Source organism: Variovorax sp. LjRoot175 (assembly GCF_964253805.1).
In the GTDB taxonomy this organism is placed as follows: Bacteria; Pseudomonadota; Gammaproteobacteria; order Burkholderiales; family Burkholderiaceae_C; genus Variovorax.
In genome coordinates this window covers 164,489-191,110 of sequence record NZ_CAXURY020000001.1, presented here as the reverse complement: position 1 = coordinate 191,110, position 26,622 = coordinate 164,489, and the positions used below count along the sequence as shown (strand labels likewise).

Annotated in this window: 30 protein-coding genes; 16 read left to right on the top strand and 14 right to left on the bottom strand. The window is 68.3% G+C overall.

Going from position 1 to position 26,622, the window contains the following annotated elements:
* Positions 1 to 807, bottom strand: a complete 807-nt coding sequence (locus ACSQ89_RS01025; RefSeq protein ID WP_436292286.1) for a hypothetical protein — start codon at positions 805 to 807, stop codon at positions 1 to 3.
* Positions 808 to 1,144: 337 nt separating this feature from the next.
* Between ACSQ89_RS01025 and ACSQ89_RS01020 the strand changes: the two genes are divergently transcribed.
* Positions 1,145 to 1,732, top strand: a complete 588-nt coding sequence (locus ACSQ89_RS01020) for a hypothetical protein (protein ID WP_093104471.1) — start codon at positions 1,145 to 1,147, stop codon at positions 1,730 to 1,732.
* 21 nt (positions 1,733 to 1,753) lie between these two features.
* On the opposite strand, the gene ACSQ89_RS01015 is transcribed toward ACSQ89_RS01020, so the two are convergent.
* Together ACSQ89_RS01015 and ACSQ89_RS01010 are read right to left on the bottom strand one after the other, a co-directional pair.
* Positions 1,754 to 2,869 carry an L-talarate/galactarate dehydratase gene (locus tag ACSQ89_RS01015; protein WP_436292405.1) on the bottom strand — a complete coding sequence of 372 codons (1,116 nt, stop codon included), beginning with the start codon at positions 2,867 to 2,869 and terminating at the stop codon, positions 1,754 to 1,756.
* Positions 2,870 to 2,984: 115 nt separating this feature from the next.
* Entirely contained in the window at positions 2,985 to 3,863 is an 879-nt protein-coding gene (locus tag ACSQ89_RS01010) for a Bug family tripartite tricarboxylate transporter substrate binding protein (protein ID WP_436292285.1), read from the bottom strand.
* 255 nt (positions 3,864 to 4,118) lie between these two features.
* Between ACSQ89_RS01010 and ACSQ89_RS01005 the strand changes: the two genes are divergently transcribed.
* Complete coding sequence (locus ACSQ89_RS01005) at positions 4,119 to 4,520, top strand: phage holin family protein (RefSeq protein ID WP_093104696.1); 402 nt, start codon at positions 4,119 to 4,121, stop codon at positions 4,518 to 4,520.
* Between the two features lie 14 nt (positions 4,521 to 4,534).
* Here ACSQ89_RS01005 and ACSQ89_RS01000 read toward each other — a convergent pair whose 3' ends face one another.
* Positions 4,535 to 4,960 carry a winged helix-turn-helix transcriptional regulator gene (locus ACSQ89_RS01000; protein ID WP_093104475.1) on the bottom strand — a complete coding sequence of 142 codons (426 nt, stop codon included), beginning with the start codon at positions 4,958 to 4,960 and terminating at the stop codon, positions 4,535 to 4,537.
* Positions 4,961 to 5,052: 92 nt separating this feature from the next.
* Between ACSQ89_RS01000 and ACSQ89_RS00995 the strand changes: the two genes are divergently transcribed.
* Complete coding sequence (locus ACSQ89_RS00995) at positions 5,053 to 5,643, top strand: dihydrofolate reductase family protein (protein WP_436296062.1); 591 nt, start codon at positions 5,053 to 5,055, stop codon at positions 5,641 to 5,643.
* On the opposite strand, the gene ACSQ89_RS00990 is transcribed toward ACSQ89_RS00995, so the two are convergent.
* The 3 genes from ACSQ89_RS00990 to ACSQ89_RS00980 form a co-directional block, all read right to left on the bottom strand.
* Positions 5,631 to 6,791, bottom strand: coding sequence for a mannonate dehydratase (locus ACSQ89_RS00990; protein WP_436292283.1), 1,161 nt, complete (start codon positions 6,789 to 6,791; stop codon positions 5,631 to 5,633). The two genes, ACSQ89_RS00995 and ACSQ89_RS00990, sit on opposite strands and share 13 nt — an antisense overlap.
* A gap of 109 nt (positions 6,792 to 6,900) precedes the next feature.
* Positions 6,901 to 8,115 (bottom strand): MFS transporter, encoded by a 1,215-nt coding sequence (locus ACSQ89_RS00985; protein WP_093104479.1) that lies wholly within the window; start codon positions 8,113 to 8,115, stop codon positions 6,901 to 6,903.
* An 81-nt stretch (positions 8,116 to 8,196) separates the two neighbouring features.
* A complete protein-coding gene (locus ACSQ89_RS00980) occupies positions 8,197 to 10,221 on the bottom strand; it encodes an acetoacetate--CoA ligase (RefSeq protein ID WP_436292282.1) in 2,025 nt (674 codons plus the stop codon).
* A gap of 99 nt (positions 10,222 to 10,320) precedes the next feature.
* On the opposite strand from ACSQ89_RS00980, the gene ACSQ89_RS00975 reads away from it, so the two are divergent.
* The 7 genes from ACSQ89_RS00975 to fahA are packed head-to-tail and all read left to right on the top strand — an operon-like array spanning position 10,321 to position 16,424.
* Positions 10,321 to 11,013 (top strand): TetR/AcrR family transcriptional regulator, encoded by a 693-nt coding sequence (locus tag ACSQ89_RS00975; RefSeq protein ID WP_244503802.1) that lies wholly within the window; start codon positions 10,321 to 10,323, stop codon positions 11,011 to 11,013.
* The gene (locus ACSQ89_RS00970) at positions 11,010 to 11,954 is read left to right on the top strand and encodes an ABC transporter substrate-binding protein (RefSeq protein WP_093104482.1); all 945 of its coding nucleotides are present in this window, start codon (positions 11,010 to 11,012) and stop codon (positions 11,952 to 11,954) included. The genes ACSQ89_RS00975 and ACSQ89_RS00970 overlap by 4 nt, the downstream gene beginning before the upstream one ends.
* The gene (locus ACSQ89_RS00965; protein WP_093104483.1) at positions 11,951 to 12,727 is read left to right on the top strand and encodes an ABC transporter ATP-binding protein; all 777 of its coding nucleotides are present in this window, start codon (positions 11,951 to 11,953) and stop codon (positions 12,725 to 12,727) included. The genes ACSQ89_RS00970 and ACSQ89_RS00965 overlap by 4 nt, the downstream gene beginning before the upstream one ends.
* Positions 12,720 to 13,490 (top strand): ABC transporter permease, encoded by a 771-nt coding sequence (locus ACSQ89_RS00960; protein WP_093104485.1) that lies wholly within the window; start codon positions 12,720 to 12,722, stop codon positions 13,488 to 13,490. Before ACSQ89_RS00965 ends, ACSQ89_RS00960 begins: the two co-directional genes overlap by 8 nt.
* The gene (locus tag ACSQ89_RS00955) at positions 13,487 to 14,266 is read left to right on the top strand and encodes an ABC transporter permease (RefSeq protein WP_436292281.1); all 780 of its coding nucleotides are present in this window, start codon (positions 13,487 to 13,489) and stop codon (positions 14,264 to 14,266) included. Before ACSQ89_RS00960 ends, ACSQ89_RS00955 begins: the two co-directional genes overlap by 4 nt.
* A 17-nt stretch (positions 14,267 to 14,283) precedes the next feature.
* The gene (locus ACSQ89_RS00950; protein WP_093104488.1) at positions 14,284 to 15,093 is read left to right on the top strand and encodes a cyclase family protein; all 810 of its coding nucleotides are present in this window, start codon (positions 14,284 to 14,286) and stop codon (positions 15,091 to 15,093) included.
* Between the two features lie 5 nt (positions 15,094 to 15,098).
* Complete coding sequence (gene fahA / locus ACSQ89_RS00945) at positions 15,099 to 16,424, top strand: fumarylacetoacetase (protein ID WP_436292280.1); 1,326 nt, start codon at positions 15,099 to 15,101, stop codon at positions 16,422 to 16,424.
* Between the two features lie 5 nt (positions 16,425 to 16,429).
* Here the strand turns inward: fahA and ACSQ89_RS00940 are convergent, their stop codons facing one another.
* Positions 16,430 to 16,888 carry a VOC family protein gene (locus tag ACSQ89_RS00940; protein ID WP_093104490.1) on the bottom strand — a complete coding sequence of 153 codons (459 nt, stop codon included), beginning with the start codon at positions 16,886 to 16,888 and terminating at the stop codon, positions 16,430 to 16,432.
* 129 nt (positions 16,889 to 17,017) lie between these two features.
* On the opposite strand from ACSQ89_RS00940, the gene ACSQ89_RS00935 reads away from it, so the two are divergent.
* The 3 genes from ACSQ89_RS00935 to ACSQ89_RS00925 are packed head-to-tail and all read left to right on the top strand — an operon-like array spanning position 17,018 to position 19,200.
* On the top strand, positions 17,018 to 17,722 hold the full coding sequence (locus ACSQ89_RS00935) for a phosphatase PAP2 family protein (RefSeq protein WP_093104491.1): 705 nt from the start codon (positions 17,018 to 17,020) through the stop codon (positions 17,720 to 17,722).
* 33 nt (positions 17,723 to 17,755) lie between these two features.
* Entirely contained in the window at positions 17,756 to 17,998 is a 243-nt protein-coding gene (locus tag ACSQ89_RS00930; protein WP_093104493.1) for an acyl carrier protein, read from the top strand.
* Positions 17,995 to 19,200, top strand: a complete 1,206-nt coding sequence (locus ACSQ89_RS00925) for a beta-ketoacyl-[acyl-carrier-protein] synthase family protein (protein WP_436292279.1) — start codon at positions 17,995 to 17,997, stop codon at positions 19,198 to 19,200. The genes ACSQ89_RS00930 and ACSQ89_RS00925 overlap by 4 nt, the downstream gene beginning before the upstream one ends.
* 7 nt (positions 19,201 to 19,207) lie before the next feature.
* Here ACSQ89_RS00925 and ACSQ89_RS00920 read toward each other — a convergent pair whose 3' ends face one another.
* Both ACSQ89_RS00920 and ACSQ89_RS00915 read right to left on the bottom strand, forming a co-directional pair.
* Positions 19,208 to 19,546, bottom strand: a complete 339-nt coding sequence (locus ACSQ89_RS00920) for a hypothetical protein (RefSeq protein ID WP_436292278.1) — start codon at positions 19,544 to 19,546, stop codon at positions 19,208 to 19,210.
* A 49-nt stretch (positions 19,547 to 19,595) separates the two neighbouring features.
* Positions 19,596 to 20,510, bottom strand: coding sequence for a LysR family transcriptional regulator (locus tag ACSQ89_RS00915; protein WP_436296061.1), 915 nt, complete (start codon positions 20,508 to 20,510; stop codon positions 19,596 to 19,598).
* A 146-nt stretch (positions 20,511 to 20,656) separates the two neighbouring features.
* Between ACSQ89_RS00915 and ACSQ89_RS00910 the strand changes: the two genes are divergently transcribed.
* Positions 20,657 to 21,892 (top strand): MFS transporter, encoded by a 1,236-nt coding sequence (locus ACSQ89_RS00910; protein ID WP_093104499.1) that lies wholly within the window; start codon positions 20,657 to 20,659, stop codon positions 21,890 to 21,892.
* On the opposite strand, the gene ACSQ89_RS00905 is transcribed toward ACSQ89_RS00910, so the two are convergent.
* Positions 21,889 to 22,722, bottom strand: a complete 834-nt coding sequence (locus ACSQ89_RS00905; RefSeq protein ID WP_436292277.1) for a phosphate/phosphite/phosphonate ABC transporter substrate-binding protein — start codon at positions 22,720 to 22,722, stop codon at positions 21,889 to 21,891. The genes ACSQ89_RS00910 and ACSQ89_RS00905 overlap by 4 nt on opposite strands.
* Positions 22,723 to 22,937: 215 nt before the next feature.
* On the opposite strand from ACSQ89_RS00905, the gene ACSQ89_RS00900 reads away from it, so the two are divergent.
* Entirely contained in the window at positions 22,938 to 23,072 is a 135-nt protein-coding gene (locus ACSQ89_RS00900) for a hypothetical protein (protein WP_280142623.1), read from the top strand.
* Here ACSQ89_RS00900 and ACSQ89_RS00895 read toward each other — a convergent pair.
* Together ACSQ89_RS00895 and ACSQ89_RS00890 are read right to left on the bottom strand one after the other, a co-directional pair.
* Complete coding sequence (locus ACSQ89_RS00895; RefSeq protein ID WP_170855544.1) at positions 23,039 to 23,401, bottom strand: nuclear transport factor 2 family protein; 363 nt, start codon at positions 23,399 to 23,401, stop codon at positions 23,039 to 23,041. The two genes, ACSQ89_RS00900 and ACSQ89_RS00895, sit on opposite strands and share 34 nt — an antisense overlap.
* An 82-nt stretch (positions 23,402 to 23,483) precedes the next feature.
* Entirely contained in the window at positions 23,484 to 24,362 is an 879-nt protein-coding gene (locus ACSQ89_RS00890; RefSeq protein WP_093104502.1) for a LysR family transcriptional regulator, read from the bottom strand.
* A 71-nt stretch (positions 24,363 to 24,433) separates the two neighbouring features.
* Between ACSQ89_RS00890 and ACSQ89_RS00885 the strand changes: the two genes are divergently transcribed.
* Complete coding sequence (locus ACSQ89_RS00885; protein ID WP_436292276.1) at positions 24,434 to 25,456, top strand: DMT family transporter; 1,023 nt, start codon at positions 24,434 to 24,436, stop codon at positions 25,454 to 25,456.
* A 19-nt stretch (positions 25,457 to 25,475) separates the two neighbouring features.
* Here the strand turns inward: ACSQ89_RS00885 and ACSQ89_RS00880 are convergent, their stop codons facing one another.
* Complete coding sequence (locus ACSQ89_RS00880; protein WP_436292275.1) at positions 25,476 to 26,621, bottom strand: tetratricopeptide repeat protein; 1,146 nt, start codon at positions 26,619 to 26,621, stop codon at positions 25,476 to 25,478.
* Position 26,622: the final 1 nt, after the last annotated feature.

Genomic DNA, 26,622 nt, shown 5'->3' with positions numbered 1-26,622 from the left:
TCAGACCAGCAGGCCGGCCATGGTACTGACGGGCACCTCTTCGCTGGTGCGTTGCGGGACGGCGGCGATCACTTCCTCGGCCGACGCCTTGTCGTGTTCGTGCAGCCAGGGGATGACCTCGCCCTCGCGAAGCATGGCCAGCTCGCGCTCGTAAAAGCTCATCAGCTCGGTACCGGTGCTGTACGACAGGAAGAGCTTCATGTCGTGGTCCGCGATGGCCAGGTAGCCGCCGAGCACCTGCTCGACGTGCAGGTGATGCAGGCCGCTGGCCCGCAGGTTCATGCCGGAGCGGAACAGCGCCTCCGCAGTCATCGCCGTCGACATCGACAGCGTTCCCCGGGTCCGCATCAGCGCTTCGGACTGCGCGATGCGGGCGATGAAGCCGGCGAGATTGTGGCCGCGGAAGCGGGGATGCACCCAGCCGGCGCCGATGTAGCCGTACAACGCGTGCGGCCTGAGCTCGGGGCCGCTGTCCGGAAACCAGCCTTCGGGCTTCTTGGGGCGGTAGAGCGCGCCCCGGCTGTAGGCCTCTCCGACACGCCGGGTCTCGCCGCTGTTCTGCATGGTCCGGAAGCCGGTCAGCGCCACGGGTGCGTTGCCGTCGTCGAAGCAGACCCAGAAGTTGTAGGGATTGAAGTCTTTCGGATCTTCCAGAACGAAAGGAAGCTGGACGTAGCCGGTGCCCGTGGCGACTTCATAGGTCTTCAGCAGCACCGCCAGATCGTCGCCGAAGCTCACGTTCAGGCCGGACGCTTCCAGGTGCAGCACGAGTTGGTCCTGATATTCCTTGAGTTCGGAGAGTTGCATGACTGTGTCCTTGAAGTGATGGGGAGCCGGCAAGCGTCGCGAAATCTCGCCGGCCTGCGCATTACTCCACTTGCTCAGTTACGACGCAAGTTGTATCTGCCTCTCGAACCCCAAGAGTGGGGTCTAGAGTACAAACCGTTACACAAAGTAAGCAAAAGGTAGACATGCTACCGCCGGTATGCGCAAGCGCGACCCGGCGCCATAGGCCGTATGGCGGAAGACGAGGCCCCCGGTGCCCTCCATGATCGCCAAATAGTCACAAAATTGCCGAAATCGGCGACAAAGAGAGCCCGCGAAGAGGCACTCGCGTCTAAAGTCGAAGGCACGCAAGGGAATCATGAGCACAGCGAAACTGCGAATCACGGGGCCCGAATCGAGCCCCTACGTGCTCGGCGCTCCCATGCACCTGTTCGACGGCTCGACACATATCGGCATCCTGGATCCGGTTCCCGTGAACCGCGAAGGCACCGAGGTCCACATCGAGCACTTCACGCCATCGATCCTCGTCAGCCAGCAGAAGCTGGAAATCAGCAAGCTCGCGCTGGTCGAGATGGTGATGTTCGTCGCCGAGAACTTCACCTCCGTGCAGGCGATCAGCCTTTCGCTGAGCCGCCAGATCGAGGGCTACGGCGACGGCATGCGGCTCGCCGGCGCGCGCTCCGCGTTTCTGCAGAGCATCGGCGCCGGCCACATCATGATCACGCCCAAGCCCGACGCCGAGCACATGGGCCACTTCGTGGTCGCCGGGCTGTGGGAATACAACCCGACGAATCTCGCGGCCCTCGCTTCGGTGCTCCAGGCCGAGCGCGAGGCCTACTACAACGGGCGGGAAGCCGCTGCCGCCAAGGCGAAGCTTTCGCGCTCGGAGTCGTGGGTGCGGCGCCTTTTCTCGCGCCCGGCGCCGTCCGCCGACGCGAACGAGTAGCGCCGGGGCGAACGCAAGCGCTCAGGGCCGCTTGCCAAACTCCGCGCTGTCCGCCGTCCAGGCCAGCGCCTGCTCGCTGAGGCTGAAGCCCAGGCCCGGCCGGTCCGGCACCCACATGCGGCCGTCCCTCAGCTGCAGGCGTTCGTTGAACATCGGCTCCAGCCATTCGAAGTGTTCCAGCCAGGGCTCCTGCGGATAGGCCGCGGCCAGGTGCAGGTGGATCTCCATCGCGAAATGCGGCGCGAGCTTGCGGCCCTTGAAGTCGGCGAGCTGCATGATCTGCAGGAAGGGCGTGATGCCGCCCACGCGCGGCGCATCGGGCTGCACGAAGTCGCTCGCGTTGCCCATGATCAGCTGCGCATGCTCGCCGAAGCTGGTGAGCATCTCGCCGGTGGCGATCGGCGTGTCGAGCGAGGCGGCGAGCGCGGCATGGCCTTCGATGTCGTAGGCATCCAGCGGCTCTTCGATCCAGGTGAGGTTGTGTTCTTCGAGGCGGCGGCACACGCGCTGGGCCGTGGTGCGGTCCCATTGCTGGTTGGCGTCGACCATCAGGTGGAAGTCGGGGCCCAGCAGTTCGCGCACGGCCGCGACGCGCTTCAGGTCGGTCGCGATGTCGGGCTGGCCGACCTTGATCTTGATGCCGCCGATGCCGCTCTCGCGCGAGATCCCGACGTTCTTGAGTACCTGTTCGAGCGGTGTGTGCAGGTAGCCGCCCGAGGTGTTGTAGCACTGGACCGAGTTGCGCTGCGCGCCCAGCAGCTTGGCCAGCGGCAGCCCGGCGCGCTTGGCCTTCAGGTCCCACAGCGCGATGTCGAAGGGCGCGATGGCCTGCGTGGTCAGGCCGCTGCGGCCCATCGAGGCGCCAGCCCACAGCAGATGGGTGAAGAGCCTGGCGATGTCGTTCGGGTCCTCGCCCAGCAGGTTGGGCGCCAGCTCCTTCGCATGGGCATACATGCCGGGGCCGCCGGCGCGCTTGGAGTAGCCGAAGCCGATGCCTTCATGGCCGTCGCGCGTGCGGAGCTCGGCGAAGATGAAGGCGATCTCGGTCAGCGGCTTCTGCCGGCCGGTGAGCACCTTGGCATCGCTGACCGGCACGGCCAGCGGCAGGTAGATCAGCGACAGCTTGACCCAGTCAATGCGGTCGGCCGCATCGGCGGCGGTGCGCTCGCCGACGGCCTGGCGGGCATAGGAAACGCTTTGTTCGGTGCTCACTTGAAACTCCTGTCTGTCTGCGGAATGACCTTGCTGCAATTCAGTCGGCCTTGATGCCGGCGGTGTGAATCACCTTGGACCAGCGCTCGATTTCCTTCTTCACGAACTCGCTGTAGTCGCTCGACTTCGAAGCCACCACCACGAAGCCATTGCCTTCGAGCTTGGCGCGCACGGCGGGCTGCGAGAAGGCCGTGACCATCGCGGCCTCGAGCTTGTCGACCACCGCCTGGGGCGTGCCCTTGGTCGCCGACAGGCCGGTCCACGACACGGCCGTGAAGCCCGGGTAGCCCGATTCGGCCACGGTGGGCACATCGGGGTAGAGCGGGTTGCGCTCGGCGCCGGTGACGACCAATGCGCGCAGCTTTCCGGCCTTGACGTGCTGCAGCACCGCGTCCTGGTTGGTGAACATGCCGGGGATCTGATTGGCCAGCACGTCGTTGAGCGCCGGCGCACCGCCCTTATAGGGGATGCCGACCATGTCGAGCCCCGCGGTCTGCTTCAGGTACTCGGTCGTGAGATGCCCCGAGGACGAATTGACCTGCCCGTAGCTGAACTTGCCCGGGTTGGCCTTGACCCAGGCGATGAACTCCTTGAAGGTCTTGGCCGGAAAACTCGGATGCACCACCAGCACGTTCGGCCCCGCGGCGAGCTGCGAGATCTGGATGAAATCGCGCGAGGAGTCGTAGCTCGGCTTGGGCGTGAAGCCGTGCGCGATCGCGTTGCTGCCGATGCCCGAGAGCAGCAGCGTGTAGCCATCGGGCGCCGCGCGCGCCGCCTCGGCCGTGCCGATGGTGCCGCCGGCGCCGCCCTTGTTGTCGACCACGAAGGGCTGCTTGAGCTGCTTGCCGAGTTCCTCGGCGATCAGGCGGCCCATGATGTCGCTGGTCCCGCCGGCCGGGAACGGGACGAGCACCCGCACCGGCCTGCTCGGAGTCGTCCTGCGCCTGCGCCGCGAAGGGCAGCGCGAGCAGGCCGGCCAACGCGCCGGCGATGAAAAAGGATCGCTTGCTGAGCATGTCTCTGTCTCCTTGGGTGCGCGGAATCACCGTTTTCGAATGTATTTTCATTCTCGTGATCCATGCCCTCGTCGCAAGGCCGGCCGGCGCTGCACCGGCGCGCTCGTCCCGGCATGTGGGACCCGCTCGCGGATGGGGGCGCCGATATGATCCGCAAGATGCTGAACAACCTGGCCCCCTTTCTCCTCCACTGGGCCATCACCGCCTTCTCCCTCTGGGTGGCGAGCCACATCTTCCGCGGCATCACGTTCGAAAGCACCTCGGCGCTGGTGGTCTCCGCGCTGCTGCTGGGCTTTGCCAACGCGATCGTCAAGCCGCTCCTGATCGTGCTCACGCTGCCGCTGACCTTGCTCACCTTCGGCCTGTTCCTGCTGGTGATCAACGCACTGGTGCTGCTGCTGGTGGCGGCGCTGGTGAAGGGCTTCAAGGTCTCCGGCTTCTGGACCGCGCTGTTCGCGAGCATCTTCGTCTCGCTGCTGAGCATCCTCTTCGATGCGCTCTTCAGTGGCGGCGATCCGGCCACCACCATCCAGATGCCGCAAGGCGGGAACTGGCTGTGAGTTCCCCGGCCGCGCTAGGCGCCGTGGCCCGAATGCGTGCGGCGCAGTTCTGAGCGCATCTGCTTCCAGAGGGCGGGCCCGCCCTTCTCGAGCGCGGCCGCGTTCGCGCCGCTCTCCTTGGTGACCGGAAGGTACTTGCGCCCCCAGATGCCGATGTTCGCGAGCACCGGCAGCAGATCGACGCCCATCGGCGTCAGGCTGTAGATCGCCTTCTGCTTGTGGCTCGGGTCCTCCTCCTTCGTGAGGATGCCGGCCTCCACCAGCTTGCCCAGGCGCTCGGCCAGGATGTTCGAAGAGATGCCCTCTTCCGACTGCAGCAGCTCCCGGTAGTGCCGCTTGCCGGCGAACATCAGGTCGCGAACGATCAGGAGGCTCCACTTGTCGCCGAAGATTTCGAGCGCGAGATTGATCGGACAAAGCGAGCGCTGCTGGATGGCCATTGCTTTCTTTCAAAGACTGCTTGCATTTTCGTATCAATCTTTCGATACTGCAACTGCTTGCATTTCGCAATCAATAATTCAAGGAGACCGGCATGAGAAAACTCATCCTGCAGATGCAGATGTCGCTGGACGGCTATGTCGCCGCCGCCAGTCCGGCGCTCGACTGGCAGGTCTGGAACTGGGGCGAGGACTGGAACTGGGACGACGAGCTCAAGCGCGACTTCAACGCCGTCTTCGAATCGATCGACTGCATCCTGCTCGGCCGCAAGATGGTCGAGGAAGGCTATCTCGACCAATGGGGCCGCGTGGCGCAGAACCATCCTGCGGATCCGCACTACGCCTTCGCACGAAAGATCGTCGAGACGAACAAGGTCGTTCTCACGAGCAAGCTCAAGGCATCGAAGTGGGATCGCACCGAGATCGTCCGCGGCAGCATGGTCGCCGAGGTGAATGCGCTGAAGCGCCGGCCCGGCCGCAACATCATCGCCTTCGGCGGCGTCGGCTTCGCGTCTTCGCTCGTTGCCGCGGGCCTGGTGGACGAGTTCCAGTTCTTCGTGAATCCGACGGCCGTCGGCAGCGGGCGTTCGATCTTCGAGGATGCACACACCGAAGGCCCGCAGCTCCAGCTGACCGGGTCGGCCTCCTACGACTGCGGCATCGTCGTCAACCGCTACGCGCCCTGACCGACTCCCGCTGCCTGCAGCAGTCCGCGCGCGTAGCCCAGCGCGAAGGCCATGAAGCGCTCGCGGTTCTCGTCGAGATCGGACACCGGCACATGGTCGGGGCACAGCGGCCCCTTGTAGCCGCCGCGCTGGTAGGCCTTGACGGCCTCGAACATGTCGACGTCGCCCTCGTCCGGAAACACCTCCTGGAAATCGAGGTACCCGCCGCGGATGTTGCGGAAATGGACCATGAAGATGCGGCCGGTGGAGGCGAACTCCTCGATCACCGGGATCATGTGCTTGCCCGGCTCCCTGAACATCTCGGCCACCGTGCCCTGGCAGAAGTTGAGGCCGTGGTTCGGGCTCGGGCTCAGCGCAAGAAACTTGCGAATGCCGTCGGCCGAGCCGAGCACGTGCTCGATGCCGTTCAAGCCGCCCACCGGATAGGCCGGGTCGTGCGGATGGCAGGCCAGCCGCACGCCGGCTTCGTCGGCCGCAGGCACCAGGCCCTCGACCAGGAACTCGATCGCATCCCAGCCGGCCTTCTCGCTGACCGGCGGCACCTCGCGCGCCAGCTTCTGCCCGCAGAGCATCGCAGCCTCGGCATCGCCTTCGTCCCGCGCCGGCGCCGGGCCGCCCCAAGGCGGCGCGCCCCCCTCGGGGGGCGTCGTCGGTATGTTCGACGCCTGGGGGCTGACTTGACTTGTGGGATAGCCCACGCCCCAGTACGAATGCTTGCGGTCGTCCTCCGCCGAGTACTCGGCGTGGACGAAGCCGGAGTTCTGCGCGCCGCCGCGTCCCGGCTTGAGGCCGGTGCGCGTGATGCCCACCATCTGGACGTTGTACTTGAGGCAGCCGATGCCGGCATCGGCCGCCTTGCGGATGTTCGCAGCCAGCGTGGCGCGCTGCTTCTTCGCGCCTTCGAGGTCGACCAGCGAATCGAGCAGGATGGAGCCGACATCGAGCGCAAACACGTCGAGCTCGAGGCCGAAACCCTCGACCCATTGGCGGTAGTCGGCCAGCTTCCTCGCGTCCCATTCGCTCACGCCGCCGCGGGCCGAGACCAGCTCGGTGCCGCGGTTGTCGAGCACCACGTGCTCGACGCCAAGCTGGGTCGACAAACGCAGGCGGCGCTCGTCGGGGTTGAGCAGTTGTTCGCTGATGTACATGCTTGTCTCCGTGCGTGCACATTCTGGAACGCGCCCTGCCCACGGGCCAAGACGCAGACGGAAGTTCAGCGAGACGGGCAACCGCCGCGTCCCACTCCGCGGGACGGAATCAGCGGCCCGCGCTCGCAGCGACCGCGCGCAAGCTGCCGCGCTCGCTCGCCAGCGACCAGGCGAACACGCCAAGCCCCGCCAGCGCGAGCAAGGCGCCCACCCAGCCGGTCGAGGTCCAGCCCAGGCCGGCCGTGATGGCGGCGCCGCCGAGCCAGGCGCCCAGGGCATTCGCCGTGTTGAAAGCCGAATGATTGAGCGCGGCGGCCAGCGTCTGCGCATCGCCGGCCACGTCCATGAGCCGGATCTGCAGCGCCGGGCCGATGGCAACGATGGTGCCGATCAGGAACACGTTGAGCGCCGCGGTCGCCACGTGATGCGCGGCGAAGCTGAAGGTGGTCAGCACCAGCGCCGCCCAGACCAGCAGGCCGCCGATGGTGGGCATCAGCGCCTTGTCGGCGAGCCGGGAGCCGACCAGGTTGCCGCCCACCATGCCGAAGCCGAACAGCGCGAGCACCAGCGGCACGCCGGCCACGGGCAGACCCGCCACTTCGGTGAGCGTGGGCTTGATGTAGCTGAACACCGAGAACATGCCGCCGAAGCCGATCGCGCCGATGCCCAAGGTGAGCCAGACCTGCTTGCGCTTGAGCGCCCCCAGTTCGCGCAGCGGGCTGGCGCCCGAGGGCGCGGCCAGGTCCGGCAGGTCGCGGCGCAGCATCACCATCGCGAGCACGGCGATCAGGCCGACGAAGACGAAGGCGGCGCGCCAGCCGAAGAGCTGGCCCAGCCAGGCCGCGATGGGCACGCCGACCAGCGTGGCGCCCGTGAGTCCCAGCATCACCAGGCCGACGGCGCGTGCGCGGCGGTCCGGCGGCGCCAGCGCGGCCGCCACCAGCGCTGCGACGCCGAAGTAGGTGCCATGCGGCAGGCCGCTCGCGAAGCGCAGCAGATTGAGCGACAGGTACCCGGGCGCGAGGGCGCTGGCGAAATTGCCGAGCGCGAACACCGCCATCAAGGCGATGAGCAGCGCGCGCCGGCGCCAGCCGGCGGCCAGCACCGCGAGCACCGGCGCCCCGATCACCACGCCCAGCGCATAGGCGCTGATCACGTGGCCGGCCTGCGGAATGCTCGTGCCGATGTCGCGCGCCACCTCGGGCAGGAGGCCCATGATGACGAATTCGCCGGTCCCGATGGCGAAGCCGCCGACGCCGAGCGCGAGCATCGCGCGCACGAAGCCGGGCGCAGAGGCGGAAGAAGGCAGGGAGGGTGCGGACATGGCGGCGCGGTCGCGAATTAGGGGTTAACCCTAGGTCACGCGACCTTAGCACGCCCGGCTGTTATTTGCTGCGCTGCGGCATCAATGTCCTATTTCGGCATTCCGCGCCTGCGCATGCCGCACGGCGAAGGCCACGTACCACTCGAGGCTGCCCGGATTGGCCATGGCCTCGCGGTTCACCACCTTCTCGATCGGCTGGCCCAGCAGCAGCTTCTTGATCGGCAGCTCCTGCTTCTTGCCCGAGAGGGTGCGCGGAATCTCGGCCACCTGGAAGATGTCGTTGGGCAGGAAGCGCGGCGAGAGCTGCGTCTTGATCGCGTGGTTGATCTTCGCGCGCATCGCATCGTCGAGCGCGACGCCGGGCCGCAGCACGACGAAGAGCGGCATGTAGCTTTCGCGGCCGAGGTACTCGAGATCGACCACCATCGAGTCGAGCACTTCGGGCAAGCCTTCGACCGCGCTGTAGATTTCGCTGGTGCCCATGCGCAAGCCTTGGCGGTTGATGGTCGCATCGCTGCGGCCGTAGATGATGCAGCCGCCGTCTTCGCCGATCTTGATCCAGTCGCCGTGGCGCCAGACACCCGGGTAGGTATCGAAGTAGCTGGAGAGGTAGCGCGCATTGCCCTCGTCGCCCCAGAAATAGAGCGGCATCGAGGGAATGGGCTGGGTGCAGACCAGTTCGCCGACCTCGCCGATCACCGGCTGGCTCTGCTCGTTCCAGGCCTCGACCGAAGCGCCGAGAAAGCGGCACTGCATCTGGCCCGGCACCTCGGGCAGTTCGCGGTTGCCGCCGACGAAGGCGCCGCAGAAATCGGTGCCGCCCGAAATGTTGTACCACCAGACGGCGGGCGAGCCGGCCGCGAGCACCTGCGCCGTGCCCCAGCGCTGCACCTCCTCGGACAAGGGCGAGCCGGTGCTGCCCAGCGCACGCACGCGCGAGAGATCGCCGCAGTCTTTGGCTTCGACGCCGGCCTTCATGCAGCTCGCGAAATAGGCCGCGCCGGCGCCGAAGAATGTGACCCGGTGCCGCGCGACGAAGCGCCAGAGTACGCCCCAGTCGGGCTTTTCCTTGCTGCCGGCCGGATTGCCGTCGTAGATGCAGATGGTCGCGCCGAAGGCCAGGCCCGAGAGCTGCGAGTTCCACATCACCCAGCCGGTGGAGCTGTACCAGTGGTAGCGCTCGCCGAAGTTGTTGGCGCTGTAGCTCGGGCCCAGGTCGTGATGCAGGCCGCAGGCGTACATGTTGACGAGGATGCCGCCCTGCCCGTGCACGATGGGCTTGGGCAGGCCGGTGGTGCCGCTCGAATAGACGATCCAGATCGGATGTTCGAACGGCAGCCACTCGGGTTCGAAGGCCGCAGTCTGCGCATCGTCGCGCGCGACCGCGGCGGCCCAGTCGCGCTCGGCCGCGATCTGCTTCGCAGCGAAGGGCGTTCGCAGCAGCAGCAGCTTCTGGACGCTGGGCAATGCCGCACGCAGTTCCTCGATCACCGCGCTGCGGTCCAGCGCCTTGCCACCGTAGTACACGCCGTCGGCCGCGATCAGCACCTTGGGCTCGATCTGGCGAAAGCGGTCGACCACCGCGGCCGTTCCCATGTCGGGCGCGCACACGCTCCACACTGCGCCGATGCTCGAGCACGCGAGGAAGGCGATCATGGTCTCGGGCACGTTGGGCATGTAGGCCGCCACGCGATCACCGTGTGCCACGCCGAGTTCGCGCAAGCTCAGCGCGCAGGCGGCGATCTGCCGGCGCAGCTCGGGCCAGGACATCTCGCGCACTTCGCCCAGCTCGTTCTCGCTGACGATCGCCGGCATGCCGGCCGCATGCGCCGCATCGGCATGGCGCAGCACCTCGCGCGCGTAGTTGACCTGGGCGCCGGGAAACCAGCGCGCGCCGGGCATGCGCGCGTCGGCCAGCACGGCGCTTGCGGGCGTGGGCGACTGCATGTCGCTGAAATCCCAGATGCTCTGCCAGAAGGCTTCGAGATCGCTGACCGACCAGCGCCACAGCGCGTCGTACGAATCGAAGTTCAGACCGCGCTTCTCGCGCAGCCAGTTTTGATAAAGACGAATCTGGGGAATGAAGGGGGCGGATGTTTGAGTCACCTCCGCAGCCTAACGCGCCGGTGGACCCGGCTTCAATGCGGGAAAGCACAGGGTTTGTACGAGTGTTCAACAAGTTTGTACGCTTGTTCAATACCCGCCATGGTTCAACGTGTGCAGCGCGCTACTTCCGTTCGGCCTGACCGCCGGCAGGCGATTCTTCTCGCGGCCGAGAAGCTATTCGCGCAGCACGGCTACCACGCGGTGACGATCCGCCAGATCGCCGACGAGGCCAGCGTGCCGCTCGCGCTGGTGGGCTACTACTACGGGCCGAAGCACGAGCTTTTTCACGCGATCTTCGAGCACTGGAGCCACACCATCGAGGAGCGGCTGGCCGGCCTGCGCGCGGTGCACAACGACCCTCATGACCCGCAGACGCTGCCGCGCATCGTCGAAGCCTTCACCGGCCCGGTGCTGGCGCTGCGCGCGAGCGCCGAAGGCGAGTACTACGCGCTGCTGGTGGCGCGCGAGCTCTACCACGCGACCGAGGAAGCCGACCGCGTGCTGCGCGGCTACTTCGATCCGCTGGCCGAGGCCTACATCGACGCGCTGCATATTGCGCTGCCGCATGCGACGCGCGGCCAGGCCGCATGGGCCTACCAGTTCGCGCTCGGCACGCTGCTGCATCACCTGAACGACAACCGCATCGAGCGGCTCTCGCGCGGCGAGAACCGGCGCAGCGATCCGGCCGTGGCGCCGATGCTCGTGAACTTCATCGTCGGCGGCCTGCGCGCCGCGCTGCCGCGACCCAAGGCCTCGCAGAAGAAACCCACCCCCAGGAGACAAAAGACATGATGAAACGACGCACCCTGTTGTCGGCGCTCGCCGCCGCCTCCGCGACCGCGGCACTGCCTGCGCGCGCGCAGGCCAACACCAAGATCGTGTTCGGCTACACGGCCGTGACCGACTTCGCCTCGGTCTTCGTGGCGGCCGAAGAGGGCTACTTCAAGAAGCGCAACCTCGACGTCGAGCTCAAGTTCATTCCGCTCAACTCCACCATCCCGGCTGCGCTGCAGTCCGATTCGCTGCAGATCGGCGGGCCCACGCCTTCGGTGTTCCTGCAGGCGGTCGACGGCGGGATGGACCTGGTGCTGGTCGCCGGCGGCGGCCTCACTTCGAAGACCATCACCGGCTTCGGCCTGGTGGCGCGTGCGGGCTCGGGCATCAAGAGCGCGCAGGACTGCGTGGGCAAGAAGATCGGCGTGCCGGGCCTCGGCGCCTTCCTGCACGTGACCTTCCGCGCCTACCTGAAGGACCAGGGCGTGGACTACCGCAAGGTCAACTTCGTCGAGGCCTCGTTCCCGCAGCATGCCGACCTGCTGCGCGGCGGCTCGGTCGATGCGGTGGTCTCGGCCGATCCTTTCATGAGCCGCATCACAGACAGCGGCGCGGGCTACGTGGCCTCCTACTACTCGACCTTCCTGCCCGAGGGCAACCAGACCATCGTGCATGCGGCCAAGCGCGAATGGGTGGCGAAGAACCCGGCCGCGGCACGCGGCTTCCGCGAGGCGGTGCAGGAAGGCGGCGCCTTCATGCAGCAGCCGAAGAACGATGCCAGGGTGCGCGCGAGCATCGGCAAGTACATCAAGCTGCCGCCCGAGGTGCTGGCCAAGGTGCAGATCTCGCCGCCCGGCCCGGTGGTGACCGACAAGCAGCTCGCCTACTGGGTCGGCCTCATGAAGGAGCAGGAGATGCTCAAGACCCCGATCGACGTTGCCAGGCTGGTCGCGAAGTGAGGCCGGATTTCCTCGCCATCGACGGCGTGCGCATTTGCTATGGCGCGCGCGAGGTGCTGTCGCCTACCTCTTTCGAGGTAGCGCGCGGCGAGTTCGTCTGCATCGTGGGCCCGAGCGGCTGCGGCAAGACCACGCTGCTGCGCGCGGCCAGCGGCCTCGTGCGCGCCAGCGCCGGCGAGGTGCGGCGCAAGGGCAAGCCGATGAACGAGCCTTCGCGCGAAGTGGCCTTCGTGTTCCAGGACTACGGCCGCGCGCTTCTGCCCTGGCGCACGGTCGAGGGCAACGTGAGCCTCGCGCTCGAAGCGGCCGGCGTGCCGGCGAGCGAACGCGCGCCGCGCATCGCCGAAGTGCTGGCCAAGGTCGGCCTCGCGGCGCATGCGCAGAAGTTTCCGGTGCAGCTCTCGGGCGGCATGCAGCAGCGCGCGCAGATCGCGCGCTGCCTCGCGCAGAAGCCCGAGCTGATGATGATGGACGAGCCCTTCGGCGCGCTGGATGCGCTGACGCGCCAGGGCCTGCAGGACGAACTCGCGCGCCTGGTGCGCGAAGACGGGTTGACGGTGCTCTTCGTCACGCACGACCTCGAGGAAGCCATCTACCTCGGCGACCGCGTGATCGCGCTGCAGGCCGATCCCGCGCCGGGGCGGCCGAGCCTGGCGCGCATGATCGATGTGAAGATCCCGCGGCCGCGCGACCAGCTCACGACCAAGGAGCATCCGGAGTTCCTGCATTTGCGGCGCGAACTGTTTGCCTTCATCGAGCAAGGCCATGACTGAACGCCGTGCGTTGTCACTGCTGCGGCCCTGGGTCTTCCCTGCCCTGCTGCTCGCCCTCTTCGAGTGGTATGCGCGCCGCGCCGCCGCACAGGGCAGCGATGCGCTCGCGCCGCCGAGCGCCGCGCTCAAGGCCTTTGCCGGCGCGGCCGTCGACGGCTCTCTGTGGCAGGCCACCGGCTTCACGCTCGGCACCGCGGCCCTCGGCCTGCTGCTCGGCGCCGTGCTCGGTATTGCGCTGGGCATCGTGCTGGGCTTGTCGCGGCGCACCGCGCAGTTCGGCCTGCTGTCTATCGAGGTGCTGCGTCCCATCCCCTCCGTCGCGCTGATTCCGCTTTCGATGCTGATGTTCGGCTTCGGCGTGCGCATGGAGCTGGCCATCGTCGCCTTCGCCGCCTTCTGGCCGATGCTGATCCTCGTCCAGTCGGCCGTGCAGCAGGTCGAGCCGCGCCTCTTGGAGGTGAGCCGCGTGCTCGGGCTCACGGCGCGCGAGCGGGCCTGGAAGATCGTGCTGCCCGCGATCGTGCCGCGGCTCTTCGTCGCGCTGCGGCTCGGCGTGGCGGTGGCGCTGGTGGTGGCCGTCACGGTCGAGATCGCGGCCAATCCCAACGGCATGGGCTACGCGATGATGATCGCGCAGCAGAGCTTCGACCCGCCGCTGATGCTGGCCTGGCTGGGCTGGATCGGCGTGGTGGGTTTTGTCATCAACGCGGCGATGCAGCGGCTCCAGCGCTGGGTGGCGCGGCGCATGGGAGTCGTGCAATGAGCCATCGCTTCACCGGATGGCTCGGCTCGGCCGCGGTGCTCGCGGCGCTCGTCGCGCTGTGGTGGACCGCAAGCAACGCGGGCTGGGTCAGCCGCGTGTTCCTGCCGACGCCCGAAGCGACGCTCGCGAGCCTGGCCGAAGGCCTCAACCTGCGCGGCAGCGGCAGCGGCAGCGGAGAGCTGCTGGTCTTCACCATTGCCACCGTGCGCCGCATGCTCGAAGGCTGGCTGTTGGCCTCGCTCTTCGGCGTGCTGCTGGGCGCCGCCATCGGCGTCTCGCCCGCGGTGCGCGCCTGGGTGCAGCCGACGCTGGAATTCATCCGCCCGCTGCCGGCCTCCGCGCTGCTGCCGCTCGCAATCTCGATCTTCGGCCTCAACCCGGGCATGGTGCTCTTCGTCGTCGCCTTCGGCGCGATGTGGCCGGTGCTGCTGGCCACCGTGCACGGCTTCGCGGCCATCGAGCCGCGGCTCGCCGAAGTGGCGCGCTGCCTGCAGATGCCGCGCGCGGCCTACGTCTGGAAGATAGGCCTGCCCAACGCGATGCCCGACATCCTGGCCGGCATGCGCTTGTCGATGACCATTTCGCTCATCGTCGCCGTGGTCGGCGAAATGATCGCCTCGCAGAGCGGCCTGGGCCAGGCCATCCTGCTCGCGGCGCGTGCCTTTCGCGCGAGCGAGCTCTTCGCCGGCATCGTGCTCCTGGGCCTGATCGGCTTCGCGAGCAATGCCCTCCTGGCCCTTGCCGAAAAGAAACTGCTGCGCTGGCAGCACCCCTGAAGAAAAGGAACCCCGCCATGACCCGCAAATTCGTCGACCTCTCGATCTTTCTCGAAAACGACGTGCTCTCCGATCCGCCCGCCTTCGCGCCCAAGATCCAGTACTTCACGCACGAGCAGACCTACGAGCAGATCGAGCCTTTCTTCCCCGGCTTGAAGCGGGAAGACCTGCCCGACGGCGAAGGTTGGGCCGTGGAGTTCGTGCAGCTCTCCACGCACAACGGCACGCATCTCGATGCGCCCTACCACTTCCACTCGACCATGGACAAGGCGCTCGGCGAGAAGAAGCCCGCGATCGCGATCCACGACGTGCCGCTCGAATGGTGCTTCCAGCCCGGCGTGAAGCTGGACTTCCGGCATTTCGAGGACGGCTATGTCGTGACGGCCGACGACGTCGACGCCGAGCTCAAGCGCATCGGCCACACGCTGAAGCCGCTGGAGATCGTGGTGGTCAACACACGTGCCGGCTCGCGCTACGGCCACGGCGACTACGTCTCGGCCGGCGCGGGCATGGGCTACGAAGCGACCATGTACCTGCTGGAGCGCGGCGTGCGCCTCACCGGCACCGACGCCTGGAGCTGGGATGCGCCCTTCGTCCACACGGCCAAGAAGTACGGCGAATCGAAAGACGCCTCGCTGATCTGGGAAGGCCACAAGGCCGGCCGCGACATCGGCTACTGCCACCTCGAAAAGCTGCACAACCTCGAGGCGCTGCCGGCGGATGGCTTCTTCATCAGCTGCTTTCCGCACAAGATCCGCGGCGCCTCGGCCGGCTGGACGCGCGCGGTCGCGATCTTCGACGACGCGCTGATGGCCACCGTGGGATGAACATCATGACGACGACGCTCAACCACACGCACGATGCCAGCGCCCGCAGCTGGCTGGCCTCGGCCAACGCCGAAGGCAGCGACTTCCCGATCCAGAACCTGCCCTTCGCGGTGTTCCACCGTACCGGAAGCCGCGAGCCCTACCGCGGCGGCGTCGCCATCGGCGACCAGGTGTTGGACCTCGCGGCACTGGCCGCGGGCCGGCAATTGGACGGCGCGGCGCTCGATGGCGCACGCGCCTGCGCGCAATCGGCGCTCAACGACTTCTTCGCGCTCGGCCCCAGCGTGTGGCGCGCGCTGCGCCATGACTTGTTCGCGCTGCTCAAGGACGATGCGCCGAAGGAAGCGGCCGAGGCCGTGCGCGCCTGCCTGATCCCGCAGGCCGAGGCCGCGTTCGCATTGCCCGCGCGCATCGGCGACTACACCGACTTCTACACCTCGATCGACCATGCGCTCAACATCGGGCGGCTGCTCAAGCCCGACGATCCGATCACGCCCAACTTCCAGTGGATCCCGATCGCCTACCACGGCCGCGTCTCGACCATCGGCGTGAGCGGCCAGCAGTTCCACCGGCCGATGGGACAGACCATGGCGCCCGGCGCGCAAGCGCCGACCTACGGCCCTTGCGCGCGGCTGGACTATGAGCTCGAGCTCGGCATCTACATCGGCCAGGGCAATGCGGCCGGCGCGCCGATTCCGCTCGAGCGCGCGGAGAACCACATCTTCGGCATCTGCCTGCTCAACGACTGGTCGGCGCGCGACATCCAGTTCTGGGAGATGGCGCCGCTCGGCCCTTTTCTGGCCAAGAACTTCGCGACCACCGTCTCGCCATGGATCGTGACGCTGGAAGCGCTGGCGCCCTATCGCCAGGCCTGGGTGCGGCCGGCCGATCATCCGCAGCCGCTGGCCTACCTGGAGAGCGAAGCCAATCGCGCAAGCGGCGCGCTCGACATCCGGCTCGAGGTCTGGCTCGAAAGCACCAAAGCCCGCGCCGAGGGCAGCAGCCCCTCGCGCCTGTCGGCCACCAGCTTCAAACACCAGTACTGGAGCATTGCGCAGATGGTCGCGCACCACACGGTGGGCGGCTGCAGCCTGAACGCCGGCGACCTGTTCGGCAGCGGCACCATCTCGGGCCCGGGGCCTGGCGAGGCCGGCGCGATGATCGAACTCACGCGCGCCGGCCAGGCACCGATCGCGCTGGCCGACGGCGAACAACGCGGCTTTCTCGAGGACGGCGATGCGGTGCTGCTGCGCGGCTGGTGCGAGAAGCCGGGCCATGCGCGCATCGGCTTCGGCGAGAGCCGCGGGACGGTGCTGCCGGCGCGGGGCTGAAGGGCTCAGCCGCCGTCGTAGGCCTTCTTCAGCGCCGCGATGTCCAGCTTGGACATCTTCATCATGGCTTCCATGGTGCGCTGCGCCTTGGCCGGGTCCTTGTCCTGCAGCATGGTGCCCAGCGCATTGGGTATCACCTGCCACGAGAGGCCGAATTTGTCCTTGAGCCAGCCGCAGGGCTGCGGCTCGCCGCCGCCCTCGGTGAGCCGGGTCCAGTAGTTGTCGATCTCTTCCTGCGTCTCGCACTTGATGAAGAAGGAGACGGCCGGCGTGAACTGGAACATCGGCCCGCCGTTCAGGCCCATGAACTCCTGTCCTTCGAGCTCGAAGCTCACGCCCATCACCGTGCCGCCGGGTCCGGGGATCACATTGGTGATTCGCGAATTCTTGAAGATGGCGGTGTAGAACTTCGCGGCCTCTTCGGCCTTGCCGTCGAACCACAGGAAGGGAGAGATCTTCTGCATGGGATTCCTTTCGAAAGGGCCATAACTGAACTTGAAGGTTCAGTATCTGATTTGGGCCGGGCTCTTGTCAAGCGCTCCCTCAGGCATGATCGACCCGGTCGAAACATCAACGCCCCGATCGACCCTTACATGGCGCCCTCCCCTCCACAGACCTGGACCGCCGACATCGGCCTGCGGATTCGCCGCCACCTGGCACTGAAGATCGTCGGCGTCACGGTGTTCACCTGGCTCTTCTTCATCGGCTACTTCCACATGCTGCGCCACCCGGACTTCGCGGTCACGGTGATGCCGCTGACCGCGCTCGACCACCTGATCCCGTTCCAGCCGCAGGCGCTGGTCGCCTACTTTTCGCTCTGGCTGTATGTGGGCGTCGCGCCCGGGCTGCAGCTGAGCTTTCGCGAGCTGGTGGTCTATGGCCTCTGGGTCGGCGCGCTGTGCCTGACCGGGCTGGGCCTGTTCCATTACTGGCCGACGCAGGTGCCACTCGCGGCGCCGGCCTCGGACTTCCCGGGCTTCGCGCTGCTGCAGGGCGTGGACGCGCCAGGCAATGCCTGCCCCTCGATGCATGTTGCGGTCGCGATGTTCACCGTCATCCGCATCGACGACGTGCTGCGCCGGGCGCGCACACCGGTCTTCGTGCGCCTCTTGAATTGGCTGTGGTTCGCCGCCATTGCCTGGTCGACGCTGGCGATCAAGCAGCACGTGGTGCTCGATGCGCTGGCCGGCGCGCTGCTCGGCATCGCCTTCGTGCTGCCCTCGCTGCGCTGGCGGCCCGGCCCGCAGCGCGTGGCCCGCGCCATTTTCGGTCGAGCGGATATCATTCCCCATCGATGAGGCCAGGGCCGGCGTGAGGACGGACATCGCACAATGAGCTCGCTGAAAGTATTACAGGATCTGATCCACGAGAAGTACGGCATCGAGGCGGCGGCGCTCGACCCTCACGCGTCCATGCGCGACAAGGGATTCGATTCACTGACGCTGGTCGAATTCGTGTTCGCGATCGAAGACCACTTCTCCATCTCCATCACCGACGACGACGCGAACAGCGTCGACACGCTGGCCGGCCTCGCGGCCATGGTCGACAAGGTCAGGATGGCGCAGGCCAAGTGACAACCGAGGTCGCCGTCACCGGTCTGGGCCTCGTCGCGCCGCATGGCGACGACCCGGGCACGGTCTTCGAAGCGTTGATGCGCGGCGAATCGGCGCTCGGACCCGTCCTCCCCGAGCTGCCCAAGCCGGCCGCCGCCGCCACGGTGGCCTTCGACGAATCCCGCTGGTTCACCAAGCTGCAGCTCGCCGGCGTCGACCGCGTGAGCCAGCTGGCCGTGGCCGCGGCCGACCTGGCGGTGCGCGATGCAGGCGCACTCGGCAACGTGGACTCCGAACGCATAGGCGTCTACGCCGGCTGCGGCATGGGCGGCGCGGGCGCGCTCGAGGCGGCCTACCGCGGCGCCGGGCGCATGCCGCCGCTCACCATTCCGGCCTTCATGCCCAACGCGCCGGCCTCGCAGGTGGCGATGCGGCAGCGCGTCCACGGCCCGGTGCTCACCTATTCCGTGGCCTGCGCCTCGTCGGCCGTGGCCATTGCCGAGGCAGCCAAGGCGGTGCAGCGCGGAGAGGTCGACATCGCCATCGCCGGCGGCAGCGAAGCGCTGATCGTGCCGGGCGTGTTGCTGGCCTGGCAGGCGATGCAGACCCTGGCCGGCTTCGCGCCCGGCGAAGCGGCCAGCGCGATCCGGCCCTTTGCCAGCGACCGCGGCGGTTTCGCGCTCGGTGAGGGCGCGGCCTTCCTCGTCCTCGAATCGGCCGAGCGCGCACGCCTGCGCGGCGCGCGCAGCCATGCCACGCTGGCCGGCTGGGGCATCGGCTGCGACGCCACCCACCTGACCAAGCCCGACGCCTCGGGCCAGGCCCGCGCCCTGCGCGCCGCGTTGCGGCAGGCCGGCCTGCAGCCGCGCGACGTGGGCTACTGCAACGCGCACGGCACGGCCACGCGCATCGGCGACGTGGTCGAGCGCAACGCGCTGGCCGAGGTGTGGGGCGAGGCGCTCGACGATCTGCGCGTGAGCTCGACCAAGGCCTTGCACGGCCACCTGCTCGGCGCCGCCGGCGCGCTCGAGGCGGTGATCACCGTGCTGGCGCTGGCGCGGCGTCAATTGCCGCCCAACGCGCATTGCCAGACCATCGACCCGGAGTGCAGCCTGAACCTGGTGCGCGAGGCCGGTGAAGCCGCGCCGCAGCTCGAAGCCGCGATCAGCAGTTCCTTCGCCTTCGGCGGTACGAACGCGGTGCTGCTGTTTCGCCGCGCGTGAACGTCGGCTAGTACTTGATCGTCACGCCGGCCTTGATGCCCGCGTTGCTCTTGCCGTCCGAATGGGCGCCCGCCGAAAAAGAGGTGCTGCCGCCCGTGCTTGCACCGAGCGAATAGTTGGGCCGGGACCCGGAGGTGTCGACGCCGCCGTACGCGCCGCTTCCGTCGAGTCGTTGCGTGCCGATCGTTGCGCCATTCGTGCGGGCCGAGGTCTCGGTGGGCGACACGTTGGGCGCGACGTAGAGGGTGCCCTGGTCGCTGCTTTCCACGGGAAGCTTGAGCGGCTGCGCGAGAGCGCCGGCGCAGCATGCGGCCAAGGCCAGGGATGCGAGGATGGATTTGCTCATACGGATTGGATGGTCAGGTCGACGGGTGGCGGGAGCCATGGGCCCGTGATCAAGGCCTGCGTAGGATAGCTTCTTCGCGCTGGCGCATCCCCACCACCGCCGGCATGGCCTCCCGCATCGCCTCGACGAAGCGGCGCAGCCTGGCCGGATAGAAGCGGGCGTGGGGATACACCACGTAGACAGGCAGTGGCGCGGCGCACCATTGCGGCGCGAGCTGGATCAGCCGGCCCTGGGCCAGGTCCTCGGTCAGCAGCCAGGCCGACCCCACGCCCGCGCCCAGCCCCAGCACCGCGGCGTGGCGCAGGGCCAGCAGGCTGTCGGTGCTCATGCGCGGCCGGATCGCGAAGCGATGGGTTTCGCCGCTCGCCGCATGCGTGAGCGTCACCTCGTTGCGGTAGTAGGTGCGCAGCGCCAGCCAGGGCAAGCCCGCCAGCTCGGATGGGTGCGCCGGCACCGGCGCGCCGGCCAGCACCGAGGGCGCGGCGACCACGATGCGCGGCACCTCGGCCAGCTTGATCGCGACCAGCGCGGGGTCGCTGACTTCTCCGATCTGGATGGCGCAGTCGATGCCGTTGGCGATGAAGTCCTGCGTATCGTCGTGCAGCAGCCACTCGACCGTCACGCGCGGGTAGCGCCGCAGGAAGCGGGCCAGCGGTTCGACGAGCTGCGACTGGCCGAAGGCATGCGGCGCGATCACGCGCAAGCTGCCTTCGGGCTCGTCGCCGGTGCCGCGCAGGTCGGCTTCGAAGGCCTCCCAGTTCGCGAGCAGTTCCTTGGCGCGCTCGAAGCAGCGTTCGCCGTCTTCGGTGAGCTTCATCGCATGCGTGGAACGCTGCAGCAGCCGCACACCGAGCGATCGTTCCAGGACCTGCAGGCGGCGGCTCACGGTGGGTTGCGTCGATCCCATCTGCGCCGCGGCCGCCGACAGGCTGCCGGCTTCCACGATGCGGACGAAGGTCTGCATCAGCGCGATGCGGTCGGCGGAGGCCGAGGGGTGAGCCGGGTTCTTTCATGCGAGCAGCGTATATCAATTGTGCGCGGCTTGCGGCTACCACTGAGAGCACTCAAACCTCACACTCCGTCCCTCAAGAGTTTCTAAGGGTTAACACCATGTCTGGTATTCACTGCTCGCATGCCACAGCGGGCGTCGTGCCGGCCCCGGAGCCGGCCCGCGCGGCCCAGGGCCTGCCGGCGTCGCTGGTTCTTCTGCTCGCGACCGCGGCCGGCCTCGCCGTCGCTTCGATCTATTACAGCCAGCCCATGCTCGGCGTGCTGGGTGCGGACATCGGCGCCTCCGACCGGGCCGTCGGCTTCATCCCGACGCTGACGCAGCTCGGCTACGCGCTCGGCATCCTGCTCTTGGCGCCGCTGGGCGACCGCTACGACCGGCGCCGCATCATCCTGCTCAAGGCGGCCGTGCTCGGCGCCGCGCTGCTGCTGGCCGGCGTTGCTCCCTCCATCGGCGCGCTGCTGGTCGTCAGCCTGGTCGTCGGCCTGGCTGCGACGATGGCCCAGGACATCGTGCCGGCCGCCGCCACGCTCGCGCCCGACGCCCATCGCGGCAAGGTGGTCGGCACGGTGATGACGGGGCTGCTGCTGGGCATCCTGCTCTCGCGCGTGGCGAGCGGTTTCGTGGCGGAGCACTTCGGCTGGCGCGCGGTGTTCGTTGCGGCCGCGGCGAGCATCGCGCTGATCGGCGCCGCCGCATGGCATCGGCTGCCGCGCTTCCAGCCCACTACGCAACTGGCGTACGGCGCATTGCTCGGTTCGCTGGCCCAGCTGTGGCAGCGCCATGCCGCACTGCGCCGCGCGGCGCTGGCGCAGGGCCTGCTCTCGGTCGGCTTCAGCGCCTTCTGGTCCACCCTGGCCGTGATGTTGCACGGCGCGCCATTCCGCCTCGGCAGCGCCGCGGCCGGCGCCTTCGGGCTGGCGGGCGCCGCCGGGGCGCTGGCCGCGCCCATCGCCGGCCGCATCGCCGATCGCCGCGGGCCGGAACTGGTGACGCGTTTGGGCGCGGGGCTGGTCGTGCTCTCCTTCGCGGCCATGGCGCTGGCGCCGCTGATGCAGCCGCACGCTCGGCTGGCGCTGCTGGTGGCCTGCGCCATCGGCTTCGACCTCGGCATCCAGGCCGCGCTGATCGCGCACCAGACCATCGTCTACGGCATCGAGCCCGGCGCGCGCAGCCGCCTCAATGCCGTGCTCTTCGTCGGCATGTTCATCGGCATGGCCATCGGTGCGGCGCTGGGCAGCCTGCTGTTCGCCGAATGGGGCTGGATGGCGGTCACGGCGCTCGCCACCGCGACGGCCGGCGCGGCGCTCGCAGTGCGGCTTTGGTCGAGGGCCTAGATCCCGAGCCAGTACATCAGGCTCTTCTCGACTTCCGCTGAAGGCGCGACGAAGCCGGTATAGGTCGAAGTGGCCAGCGCACGCTTGCCACCTTCCGACTGGCCGAGCCCCAGCAAGGTGTCGCGCACCGTGGCGACCGCGCTCGCATCGAGCTTGCTCGATGACAGCCATTGCTTGATGGGGACGGCGCGCGATTCGGCGCACGTTTTGCCGCCGGTGGACTTCCAGGCCTTGACCACGCCGGCGGAGGCCGTGGCGCCGTAGGCGGCGAAGCCATTCTGCACGTAGAAGGGCACCGCGTCCTGGTAGCGCGTGTTGGTGGTCTTGACCGCGCCGTCCTGCAGGCCCTGCTCGCGCAGCATCGCGCGCGTGATCACCGAGGTGATGGAATCCGGGTCGGGCATGACCAGGCTCTTGCCGGCGATCTCCTTCCAGTTGGAGATCGTCTGCAGGTCCTTGCACAGGAACGAGACCTTGTATTCGGTGAAGCCCGCGGTCCAGGCGAGCGTCTTGTAGTTGCCGCCCTTGGTCGCTTCGAAGGCGATGTGGGCCGGATGCATGAAGGCCAGATCGACCTGGTTCTGCCTCAATGCTTCGCGCGCATTGGCGTACGAACTCAAGACCTTGAGGGTCACGGGCTGCTTGAGCGCCTTGCTCAGTGCCTCGGCGATCGGCTCGAACTTGGCTTCTATCTGGCTGTCGCTGGCCTTGTAGGTCACGCCCTCGGTCACGCCGAGCACCAGCGCTTGGGCCGGAGCGACAGCGGCCAGCAGAAAAGCCGCGGCCCAAGGGGCGAAGCTTGCGTTGCGATCGACGCGGTGTTTCATCATGGATGTCTCGAGTAGTTGCGAGCCCGCAGAATAGGTCGGGGCCCCGCGCTGCGGTCAACGCGCGCCAACGCCAGGTAGAACTTTCGAGTCAAATTGCGCAACTTCGCGTATTGATCCGGAATGCGCCGCGCGCTGTAGGTCATGCGCCGACATCCAGCCGCACCGTGCGGCGGCAGAATCGTGACGAAGTGCCCATGCGCTCCAAGGAGACGACCATGACCTATCGAAAGCTCACTCTTGCGCTGGCATGCATCGCCCTGGCAACGCTCGCCGCCTGCGATCCGAAGCCGCAGCCGCCGAAGGCGGCGGCAGCCGATCAGCTGCTGAGCTTGCAGTCGGCCGGCGTTTGATGGTGCGCCACCAGTTGCCAGCGGCCGCCGGTGCGAACATAGACCGAACTGCATTGCGCGCGATAGGCGCTGCCGGTGCTGCCGCGATCGGCGGCAGCGGCGTAGACCAGCACCGCCGTGCCCTCGGCCGGAGCGAGCAGATGCTGGTTCGCGAACTCGACCCGGCGCCAGCGCTTGTCCGGCTCGATCGAGGCCAGGATCTGCGCGCGTCCCATCATGCCCACGGGCTGCGGAAAGACCATGCGCGCATCGACTGCCAGGTGCTGCTCGTAGAAGAGCGCGTCACCGAGCCAGAACCGCTCTTCCAACGCCCACAGGTCTTCTTCCATGCGCCGCAAACTCACCCGGGACGGTGGCGGCCGGCGTAGGAAACGAGGCTTTGTCTTCCACGGACAAAGCCGACGGGAAGCTTTAGGCCCAGGCCTCCAGCACCGCGCTGCGCACCGCATCGACCGCCGTCGTGCGGCTGCTCCCGGCCGCTTCGACCCAGCACAGCCAGGTGTGCGAGCGCCAGCCCTGCCAGATCTTCAGCTCGCCGTTGCGCTCGGCCTGCTCGGCCTGGTCGACGCGCAGAAGCCCGGCGCCCAGGCCGACCGCGACCATGCTGCGGATCGCGCTCTCGCTGTCGGCCGTCCGCGCGGGGCGGTATTCGCGGCCGACGCTTGCGAACAGGCCGTCGAGGTGCGCGCGCAGGATGCATGAAGGCGGCGTGCCGACCCAGGGCAGCTGGGTCAGGGCCTCGAGATCCAGCGCGGGGTGGGCCTCGGCGAGCGGCAGCGGCAGCGTCACCGCCAGGTCGACGACACCGAGGCGTTGCAGCACGAGGCCGTCGAGCTTTTCGCTGTCGCTGAGCGCATAGGCGCAGTCCAGCTCGCCGCGCCGCACGCCTTCCAGCGTCCGGTGCGACAGGCCCTGCTGCAGTTGCAGCGAGACCTGCGGATGGCGCTCGGCCAGCTTCACCAGCACTTCGCCGAGCCGCAGCGCAACCGGATCGACCACGGTGCCGAAGCGCACCACGCCCTGCGCCGCGCCGCGGATCTGCTCGGCCGCCGAGCGCATGCGCGTCGCCGAGGCCAGGGTGCGCTCCGCTTCCTCCAGCAGGGTGTGGCCGGCTTCGGTCGGCGTCATGCCGCGCGGCGTGCGCTCGAAAAGCTTGACGCCGAGTTCGTCTTCCAGCGCCTTGAGCTGCGCACTCACGGCCGGCGCGCTGGTGAACACGCGCTCGGCCGCCCGCGTGAGGCTGCCCTCGCGCGCGATGGCCACGAAGGTCTTGAGTTGGTAGAGCTCCATGTCGCAAATTGTGAGCGCGCCGGCCGGATTCGTCTGTTCGCAAATCCTGAGACCCCGGTCCAAAGAAACGAATGGTCAATGCGGACCCCGATGCCGATATTCGGCTCATGTTCAAGACCATCCACCCACGCGCGCTCGGCATCGCCGCGCTGCTCGCCGCCACCTCCACCTGGGGCGGCATGTTCCTCGTCAGCAAGAGCGTTCTCCACCACGTCGATCCATTCTGGTTCACGCTGATCCGCTACAGCCTCTCCGCGCTGGTGTTCGTCGCCCTGCTCGCCCCGCGCGGCGCGGCGCCCTGGCGTAAGCTGCGCGCCCACGCCGGCCCGCTGGCCCTGCGCGGCATCGCGGGCTTCGGCGTGTTCAGCGTGCTGCTGCTCACGGGCCTCGCCCATTCGCTGCCTTCGCACGGCGCGGTCATCATGGCCACCACGCCGATGACCGCACAGCTGCTGCGCTGGGTGCTCGACGGCGTGCGGCCCACGCGCGCGACGCTCTCGACCAGCGCGCTGGCGCTGGCCGGCGTGGTCGTCGTCTCGGGCGTGCTCTTCCCGCACGGCGCAGAGGCCGGCGCATCGACCGCCTACGGCGACGCGATCGCCCTCCTCGGCACGCTGGGCTGGGTCTGGTACACGCGCGGCGCCACACAGTTCGCCGACCGGCTCGACGTCGTCGAATACACCGCGCTGACCGTGCTGACCGCCTGGCCCGTGCTGCTGCTGGGCGCGTTGCTGGCCACCGCCTTCGGCCTGGCCGCGGTACCGAGCGCGGAAGGCATGGCGCTCTCGTGGCACGTGCTGGTCTTCGTCGGCCTGGTGCCCTCGGCCATGGCCGTGCTGGCCTTCAATCACGGCGTGCGCACCCTGGGCGCGGTGACGGGCACGGCCTTCCTGAACTTCATCCCGGTGTCGGCGCTCCTGATGAGCGTGGCGCTGGGCAAGCTGCCCTCGGGCAACGAGCTGCTGGGGATGGCGATGGTGGTCGGCGCCCTGTTGATCCATACCGCGCGCAGCCGGACGGGTGCTGCGACGCCGGTTCGCGGCGCCGCACTGGCGAAGCGCAGCGGCAGCGGTGAGTGCGGCGCGACCTCGTGAGGCAACGAAAAACGGGCCCTCAGGGCAACGCAATCAGCTGCAGCGCGAGTCGCAGCCCGCTTTCATAGGCCTCGTCGAGCGGAATCGCTCTCGAAGGCCGCGCCGATGCAGCGGGGTCGACGGCACTCGGCGACGGCGTGGCCGGCGCGATCTCCAGCAAGGACTGCCACCGCGACGCAGGCAGCATCACGGCCTCGCGGTCGGAGCCCTGCAAGGCCATGCCCGCAAGGCGCCCGTTGGCGTCGAGCACCGGCCCGCCGTGCGGCCCGTCGGCGACCTCGATGCCCAATCGCCGAAGGCCGGCGTTGCCCTGAAACGAACCGAGGAAGCCCTGCCGCAGCCACGGCCATGCGGCGACGGCGGCGCCCGGCGCGGCGTATTCCAGCGCGAAGCCCGGGCTTCCCGCGAAGGGATCGCGCGCCGCCACGGCCTGCGTTCCCGTCGCGTCCAATGCGGCCTCAAGGCGCAGCACCGTGACGCCGAGCGCCTCGAGCGCTTGCGCACTGGCGTCGCCGTCGATCCGCGCGCGCGTGGTCTGCCCGAGGCCGTTGCGCACCCACAGCGTGCCGGAGGCCGCCGAGCGCGCGGCCGAGCTCGGCACGAGTGCGAGCGTGCCGTCGTTGATCAGCACACCGCTCGAGACGATCCGTGCCGCCTCCGGAATCTCTGCCTGCCCGCGCGCCATCACGCCCTGGGGTGCCATCCGGTGCGGCGTTTGCAGCAGCGGCCCCACCGCCACCGGCAAGGGCTTCGCAAGAGCGCTGCGCGCCTCGATCAGCACGGGATCCTGCGGCAAGCGTGCGAGCGTCTCGTTCAGCACGCGCTCGGCGAACGCGGCCTGGCCGCCGGCGCGCAGCAGCCACGCGTACAGCGCGCCGGCCGGGGCCGATTCGAGGTGCGCGCCGGCGGTGTGCGCGCAAAAGGCGAGTGCGCGCCGGTACTGCCCTACCTGCATGTAGGTGCGCACCAGTCCCATCTCGGTGTCGGGCGCGTGCAGCATCAGGGCGGCACGGTCGAAGGCGTCGGTGGCCGCCGCGATGTCGCCGCGCACGAGCTCCGACTCGGCGCGGCCGAGCAGCGCCGAGCGGGCTTCCATCCGCGTCGTGTCCAGCACGCGCATGTCCGTGATCGCTGCCGGCGAACGCGGCTGCGCATCGGCGCGCATG